Below are 6787 nucleotides of genomic sequence, written 5' to 3'. Positions count from 1 at the left end.
AATTTCAATCATAAATATTTCGCTAATTATATTGATATTTATTATGCCACCGGAAATTCCTGCTGCTGCCATCATAGTATCAATAAATTGTTTAATAGCGTTTTCCTGCCAAAAGTTAATAAATAAAAATGCTGCGACAAATATAAGAGAACCTATTGCAAAAGTCTCTCGCAGTGAATACTGTGAACTGGAGCGTCCTGATATAAAAAGTGCTGCTGACCCAGGAGTGAATATGAAAAGAATAAACAGCATGACTGCTAAGGTAAATCCAGGCATCTTAACACCATCTCTCAAAATCTATTTCTCTTTTAATTATTTCTTTTAAAGTTATTGGCGATTGAGGTCTATTGTTTCGACGTTCATCTGCCAAGTCCTTCCAAATTATAAATAGCATTAATATTGCAATTATAGAAAGTTGAATTGCAATAAACCATCCACCTACATTAAGAGCTTTTTCTATGGGTTTTGCTGCCCAACCAATACTCCACGATTTCATTAAGGACGCAATGAAATATATTAAGTATATAACCCATACAAGCAGGTCTAAGGGAATATCGGTGACTCCATACTCTATATAAGGTCTCATTTCTTTTGCACGTTGTACTACACTGTCAAAATATATTTTCAGATAACTTAATGTTATGTTTTTTTTCTTCATTATTCAACCCTCCCTATAAAACACAAAAACCCGGCCATTAAGACCGGGTGGTTTCCATATTTTTACTATGTGCCTTGACATTTCAAAAAGAAAAATCCATAATATAAGTGGGAATACTGATAACAACAAAACGGCTTGGGTGCCTCACACTACCGAGGTTTTAATTACGGCCCCTTAAACTGTTGCAGCAGTTTAAGGGGTCACGCATTTAAATTTAGAAAGAAAAACCATCAAAATGTCATTGACCTCTTTCCCGTCTATAATAATTGCTCAAGATAATTATGACAATAGCGACAAGGGAAGGGAATATAAATAATTCTATTGGTAGAATAGGAATCAATGCAGGTATGACGAATAGGGAAAATATAAGTGAGAGAATAAGTGCCAAAACAACCGTTTGTTTTGATGTGCAGAAAGTGAAAACTTTTTTTAATATTCCTATAATCTCTTTATTTCGCATCTTATTATATAGCCAACCCAAACTCCAAAAAACCAATAACTGATAACTCAAAAAGTAAATTACATTTAGTAAAAAATAAATTTTTGCAGTAGTTATAAGAAGGTATTCAGAATATTGCTGCCAGAACCTAGTTTTTAAAATAATGACCAATATATCATTAAATGACCAGATAGCAATATTGGAAATAACCAAAAAAAATAGGGATATACCTATTTTAAACCGGTGAATACTTATGAAAGCCGACAAAGATATATTAACCCCCTTTTTAATTTCTTTATCTGTAGCAATTATTATTAATTTTACTGGAAACTACTTTTTGCAGTTAGCTCAAGCAATATACTGCTTTACTTCCCAGTATTTACCTTTCTTGAATACACCACAACCTCAATTTCACTTAGATATTTTAAAGTACACAGTAATAGGAATATTAGTATCTCCATCAACTTTGGCTCAAATATTTGTTGAGATATATAGTTTATTTACTGGTATTTTACAACAAAATTGCGGCAGGTTTCCCCCGCCTCTATAGGCGGCGGGCGGAATGCCGTGTACTGATTAGACTGCTTTTTTCCATGTTTCAATCCACGCGCCCGCGTGGGGCGCGACAATAGAACCACCGGGGCCGCTGCTCTCCTTTCGGAGAACCGTCTAGTCAGCTAGTTTCCCCTGCCCCCGCCAGGGCAAGCCCCCACTTCTATAAGTGGGGGTAGTTGACCCTAATTTATTAGAAAAAACTTGCGCATTAACATTTTCTTTTGTGTCATTAATTAATATATATGTATCAATTAAATTTCCCAAATCATCTATTCGCTTTTCATTAATAATTGGTATTCTTTACGTAATAACATTATTTATAATCTACATTGTAAATAATATTATTTTTATATTTGATTATATTGCGCTTATTTTACTTTCTGTGATGTAGCAGTTTTAATTAACAAAAAAAGGCCGGCCACAATAAAAAATAGCCATAATAGAATTAAACAAATAAATATCATTAAAAATATATCACATAAAAAACCTTGCAATAAATCTGCAATAATTTCTTGGCTTGCAAAGTTTGTTTGTAAAAAAATTTTAAGTCGAAGTAAACTTACCATAACTGCAACTACAAGAAGTAAAACAATAAAAAAAAGGCTTATAAATATACGTAAACCTTTACTGCAAATTTTATTAAAGGTATCAATGACACCAATAAATTCATGACACATTAATATATCTCCCCCTATTTTGCTTTAGAATAATAAACTCCGGCTAATCCCCCCATTTTAAAATAGGGGATACAGCCAGTTTGCCAAGATGCCCCCATAAAAACACAAAAACCCGGCCATTAAGACCGGGTGGTTTTCCATATTTTTACTGCAAACCTTGACATTTCAAAAAGATAAATCCATAATATAAGTGGGAATACTGATAACAACAAACGGCTCGCTTGCCTCGACCTGCCGAGGTTTTCATCTTGAACCCTTAAACTGTTGCCGCAGTTTAAGGGTTTTCAATTAAGCTGAATTGTTTTACCACATTTTTCTTGGCATCAGAAAATAAAGGTGTATTTATAACCAACTTTCCCCGGGCGATATGATCACTTCATTATCTCTGTTTTCATCCAATATTGTTGTAATTAAGAAAAGATTCCTACATCTAGCGTAGGATGAAACATAGAGAGCAACAGCAGGGTCTTGAACCATTCTGAGTATTATCAATCCGTTCCACCCATTTACTGAATCCGGACGTGGGAAGTCAGAAAAATGCGACAGCAGGTCGATGATTTTTTCTATATTACTTGATGTTATGATGTATTCTTTCACTCTCTCATCACTACAGAAATTTTGGTTGCCGGTAGATAAAAGTGTAACAAATCCTTTGTTTGGGTAAGTATCAAGAATTAAGTCTTTTATTGTAGTAAAAAAACTGTTTTCTGAATTATAATCTTTAAAAAACAAAGTTAGCTGTGAAAAAATCACATCAGGGTATTTTGTTGTCTCGTTTTCCAGTAGGTTGATTACATATTTAGCCATCTCATCAGTGTTTGTAAAAAAATCATGGTTAGGTATTTCTAGCTTCACGTTTTACCCTCCTTCATAATTACACCTCCTGACTGGTATTTTTTACCTAAGCAACCAACACACCAGTACTCCCAATCCCAAATAAGGCCCAAAGGCTACCGGCTGTGATATTTTCCCGGCTGCAAGGTAGAGCACTGACTGTGGTGTTCCTGTTACCCGCCAGAGTTTGATGCCGTTTATAACAATTGCCGCTAATGCTCCCAGGGCTGTGCCATACAACACTGGTAAGTATCCCGTATATACCGCCAGTGCTGTGGCCAGTTTTACGTCCCCGCCGCCCATGGCCCTTTTACCTTCGGGTACCGGCACAGATCCAAAGGCTTTTGCCAGTTTGTTAACGAAACCGGGAAAGGCAAAAAAGATATAGAAAAAGCCAAATGCTATCACTGCGCCTAATATTAAATCGTATCGTTTCTGTATAACCGCCAGCATAATACCGATTACAAATACCGGCACGGTATGCTTGTTGTAAATCTTCCCCTCTTTGATGTCGGTATAGGAGGCCACTGCCACCAGCAGGATGGCCGGAAGCATATATAACGTTTCTATTGCATGACACTCCTTTCCAGCAGATACATCCATATACTGCTTGTTTTATAGAGAGCAACAGCTGCAAAGCCGGTCAAAACGAATACGGCAAGTATCCCGGCCTTTCTCTGCTCCAATCCCGCGGTTAAGAAAAAATGTTTCAGTAATTTATATACACCACCAATTAGGGCGGCCAGAGTTATGCCTCCACCGATTAAGACCAGCAACCCGGCCAGCCCGATACCGTTTTGTTCGATTTTAATCACCCCTAATTAGTTCAATTTTTTCTAAGCACACTCCAAAGATAATAATTTTCATAAAAAATCACAGCAGTAACTCCTCCCATGAGCAGCATTACCAAAATTGTCGTTTTCTTTTGGAGTAAGTGCTTAAATATTCCACCAACCATGATCATCAGAACTATACTATTACAAATTAAGGCCAGCCAGCCGGCCAGTCTGACACCGATCGCAAACACCTCCTTAAAAAACAAAATCCGGGGATTTCCCCGGATTTGCTTTACGTTAATTTAACGCATTATTCACATCGGTAAACTTAGCCATAATCTTTTGCCCCATCATGGTCAGTGCAGCAATAACCACTACGGCAATCAGGGCAATAATTAAGCCGTACTCTGCCATGCCCTGCCCTTCTTCGCTAATCCATAGTTCTTTCATAATGCCTTTCCCCCTTTCTTTTTTAGGATTTCTTGCATTTTTTCTGGTAGTCTTTTTCTGTGCGGACTGCCAAACCCTTGCATTTCTTAAGCCAGTAGTAACATTCCTGGCATTTTTCATCTATACCAGGCAGTTTTCAGAGCAGTTTTCCCACCCCCTTGTATTAACCAAAAGCATTGCCCAGGTGATACATTACCGGGAAAAATAAAAGTCCCATCATAGGTAAAAGACAGAAAAAAAGTATGATGGGAAGAAGTTTAATGGTCAATTCGCCGGCTTTTTTGGTTCCCTCGTGTTTTCTGCGGGTTAGTATTTTTTCTGCATGGTTTTTTACAATTTCAGCCAGCCTTGTACCGTACCTGCGGGACTGGTCTATTTTCCTGATTAAGTCCGTTAAATCAGGAATTCCGCATCTGTAAGCCATATCTGCCAGAGCATCGCCGGGGCGTTTCCCTGTATCAATATAGTTCATGGTTTTGGTAAACTCAGCGGACAGATCCCCTTTCATACTGTAGCTTACCTCTCTAATAGCCGTGCGCCAGTCAGCCCCGGCTTCCAATACAGCAGCAAAAGCAGTACAGAAATCCGGTAGTTCCCTTTCTATGGCAGCCACTCTGTTTTTGACTTTACTGTTCAACCACACCCGGGGAGCCACAAAAAGGATAACAGCTATGATGATTAGCAGTAAAATGTGCAGTACACCCAACATGACCAGAGGGAGTAATACAATAATACTCACCAACGGCAGTGCATACTGCAGCCCGGCAAAGTATTCCGGCTCCATTTCCAGGCCGGCCTGCAGGAGTTTTCTTTTCAGAAGCATCCTGCTTTCTTCGGACGTTTTAGTGCCTGTTTTAGTCAGCAGATCGTCTACTTGCCAGCCCTTTAATTTTTTATTGGGCCTGTCTCTGGTGAAAACTTTTCCAAAGGCCGCCAGCACAGATACGGCTATCAGTGCAGCGGCAGTTATACTGGCATCCAATACGCTATCCCCCCATTGTCCGGTATATCATTTTCTTCGCCACCACATTCCCGGCGGCTATCATGCCTACACAGATCAGGAAGAAGATTACTCCTCCCAGTGTATTAAACAGCGGCTCCGCAAATTCGGGAGAAAAAATTCTGGCAAGGCCGATTACAAGGAATGGTAGTCCGCTTAATACCCGAATGGTCATAATGTTTTGTGAAATAGCTCCTCTAATCTGCCCGCGATAGCTTTCTTTTTCGTAGTGAGATTCTAGTAAATGCTTACAGATAGTGGAAAGGTTAATGCCCATATTAGTAGACAGTCGAAAGCCCATAGCCAGGCTTCTCAAATCATGCCAGCCGGTTTCGTCTGCAACTTTTTCCAGAGCGTCGTTAACATTGACACCTGATATCCGGGTCATGGTTAAAACTTCATAAAAAATATCCCTAGCTGGCCGCGGCAGATTAGGTACGGCGTCTTCCAACGCTTGATAAGAGTTTAGAGAGCCTGCTGTGGCGGCCTCTAACTGAGAGAGTACATCAGGGTATTGGCTTTGTAAAAGCTCCAATCTCTCCCGTTCCCGTTTAGTCTTAGCCCATTTTAAAGCAAAGTACCCGCAGCTTAACCCCACCAGTGTTAACAGCAGGTTGCCTGTGATAGCGTAGGCCAAAACTGCACCGATGATACTACCAAGCAGTGCAATCAAAAGGGTGTTGTTTTTAGCTGTTTTGCCATCACTGACCTCTATATGCTGGTCGGTTATTCTCACTTCTTTTTTAGTTACCGGAGACAGTTTAGGCCCCAATACCAACAGTAGTACCGCCAGGCTTATACATAACACCGCCAGGGTTAACATTTTAACCACCCCGGTGGTACCCAGTTGCCTTCATCCATGAAGACCTCTTGACGGGTAAATCTGTCGGCCACCCACTCAAATTGTCCAGTAGCCTTGTTATACTGCCACAAGTAATTTAAATCCAGGGACAGCACTCCCTCTTCATTTCTTTTTACCCCTACTACCTCGGCAATATGGTCAATCCTTCTTTTGCCGGTTTTGCGTTCTTTAACTGCCTGTACGATAATGTCAACCACACTGCAGAGTTCCACAATAGCATCATGGGGCAGGCCCATGTCAGCCATCTGCACCATGCTGACCATACGTTTACCTGCAAGGTAAGCACTGTTGGCGTGCAGGGTGTTCATACTGCCTTCGTGTCCGGTGTTCATGGCCTGCAGCATATCAAAGGTTTCTCCCTTGCGGCACTCGCCCACGATAATGCGTTTTGGGGCCATCCGCAGGGCATCCGCCACCAGTTCCCGCATGGTTACTTCACCCAGACCCTCGTTATTGGCGGGTCTGGCTTCCAGCGAACGAACATCCGGGTGCTGTAATTGCAGTTCTGCCGGATCCTCGATAGTAACAATGCTCTC

General features: G+C 40.4%; 11 protein-coding genes. 1 reads left to right on the top strand and 10 read right to left on the bottom strand.

What is annotated here, in order from left to right; all coding sequences use genetic code 11:
* Window positions 1-294, bottom strand: a 294-nt coding sequence (locus tag BUB67_RS15605) for a hypothetical protein (RefSeq protein WP_143157121.1), incomplete at its 3' end; no start/stop codon positions are given.
* Window positions 278-658, bottom strand: a complete 381-nt coding sequence (locus tag BUB67_RS15600) for a hypothetical protein (protein WP_073240286.1) — start codon at window positions 656-658, stop codon at window positions 278-280. The genes BUB67_RS15605 and BUB67_RS15600, both read right to left, overlap by 17 nt.
* Before the next feature lie 692 nt (window positions 659-1350).
* On the opposite strand from BUB67_RS15600, the gene BUB67_RS16270 reads away from it, so the two are divergent.
* Window positions 1351-1647, top strand: coding sequence for a hypothetical protein (locus BUB67_RS16270; RefSeq protein ID WP_143157120.1), 297 nt, complete (start codon window positions 1351-1353; stop codon window positions 1645-1647).
* Window positions 1648-2020: 373 nt separating this feature from the next.
* On the opposite strand, the gene BUB67_RS15590 is transcribed toward BUB67_RS16270, so the two are convergent.
* The 8 genes from BUB67_RS15590 to BUB67_RS15550 form a co-directional block, all read right to left on the bottom strand.
* Complete coding sequence (locus tag BUB67_RS15590) at window positions 2021-2329, bottom strand: hypothetical protein (protein WP_073240284.1); 309 nt, start codon at window positions 2327-2329, stop codon at window positions 2021-2023.
* A 342-nt stretch (window positions 2330-2671) separates the two neighbouring features.
* The gene (locus BUB67_RS15585) at window positions 2672-3184 is read right to left on the bottom strand and encodes a hypothetical protein (RefSeq protein WP_073240283.1); all 513 of its coding nucleotides are present in this window, start codon (window positions 3182-3184) and stop codon (window positions 2672-2674) included.
* Window positions 3185-3226: 42 nt separating this feature from the next.
* Complete coding sequence (locus BUB67_RS15580; RefSeq protein ID WP_073240282.1) at window positions 3227-3718, bottom strand: prepilin peptidase; 492 nt, start codon at window positions 3716-3718, stop codon at window positions 3227-3229.
* A gap of 11 nt (window positions 3719-3729) precedes the next feature.
* Window positions 3730-3978 (bottom strand): hypothetical protein, encoded by a 249-nt coding sequence (locus BUB67_RS15575; protein WP_073240281.1) that lies wholly within the window; start codon window positions 3976-3978, stop codon window positions 3730-3732.
* Between the two features lie 258 nt (window positions 3979-4236).
* Window positions 4237-4389 carry a Flp family type IVb pilin gene (locus tag BUB67_RS15565; protein WP_073240287.1) on the bottom strand — a complete coding sequence of 51 codons (153 nt, stop codon included), beginning with the start codon at window positions 4387-4389 and terminating at the stop codon, window positions 4237-4239.
* Between the two features lie 163 nt (window positions 4390-4552).
* The gene (locus BUB67_RS15560; RefSeq protein ID WP_073240279.1) at window positions 4553-5371 is read right to left on the bottom strand and encodes a type II secretion system F family protein; all 819 of its coding nucleotides are present in this window, start codon (window positions 5369-5371) and stop codon (window positions 4553-4555) included.
* Between the two features lie 4 nt (window positions 5372-5375).
* Window positions 5376-6212, bottom strand: coding sequence for a type II secretion system F family protein (locus BUB67_RS15555; RefSeq protein WP_073240278.1), 837 nt, complete (start codon window positions 6210-6212; stop codon window positions 5376-5378).
* The coding region (locus BUB67_RS15550; RefSeq protein ID WP_143157119.1) for a CpaF/VirB11 family protein at window positions 6206-6787 on the bottom strand (582 nt) is incomplete at its 5' end. The genes BUB67_RS15550 and BUB67_RS15555, both read right to left, overlap by 7 nt.

The organism is Desulforamulus putei DSM 12395, from assembly GCF_900129195.1.
Lineage (GTDB): Bacteria > Bacillota > Desulfotomaculia > Desulfotomaculales > Desulfotomaculaceae > Desulfotomaculum > Desulfotomaculum putei.
This window is presented reverse-complemented; position numbering and strand designations above follow the sequence as displayed.

Bases quoted from the DNA above. Each gene is read 5' to 3' on its own strand.
- BUB67_RS15600 (WP_073240286.1), bottom strand. From the start codon at position 658: ATGAAGAAAAAAAACATAACATTAAGTTATCTGAAAATATATTTTGAC.
- BUB67_RS16270 (WP_143157120.1), top strand. From the start codon at position 1,351: ATGAAAGCCGACAAAGATATATTAACCCCCTTTTTAATTTCTTTATCT.
- BUB67_RS15590 (WP_073240284.1), bottom strand. From the start codon at position 2,329: ATGTGTCATGAATTTATTGGTGTCATTGATACCTTTAATAAAATTTGC.
- BUB67_RS15580 (WP_073240282.1), bottom strand. From the start codon at position 3,718: ATGCTTCCGGCCATCCTGCTGGTGGCAGTGGCCTCCTATACCGACATC.
- BUB67_RS15565 (WP_073240287.1), bottom strand. From the start codon at position 4,389: ATGAAAGAACTATGGATTAGCGAAGAAGGGCAGGGCATGGCAGAGTAC.
- BUB67_RS15555 (WP_073240278.1), bottom strand. From the start codon at position 6,212: ATGTTAACCCTGGCGGTGTTATGTATAAGCCTGGCGGTACTACTGTTG.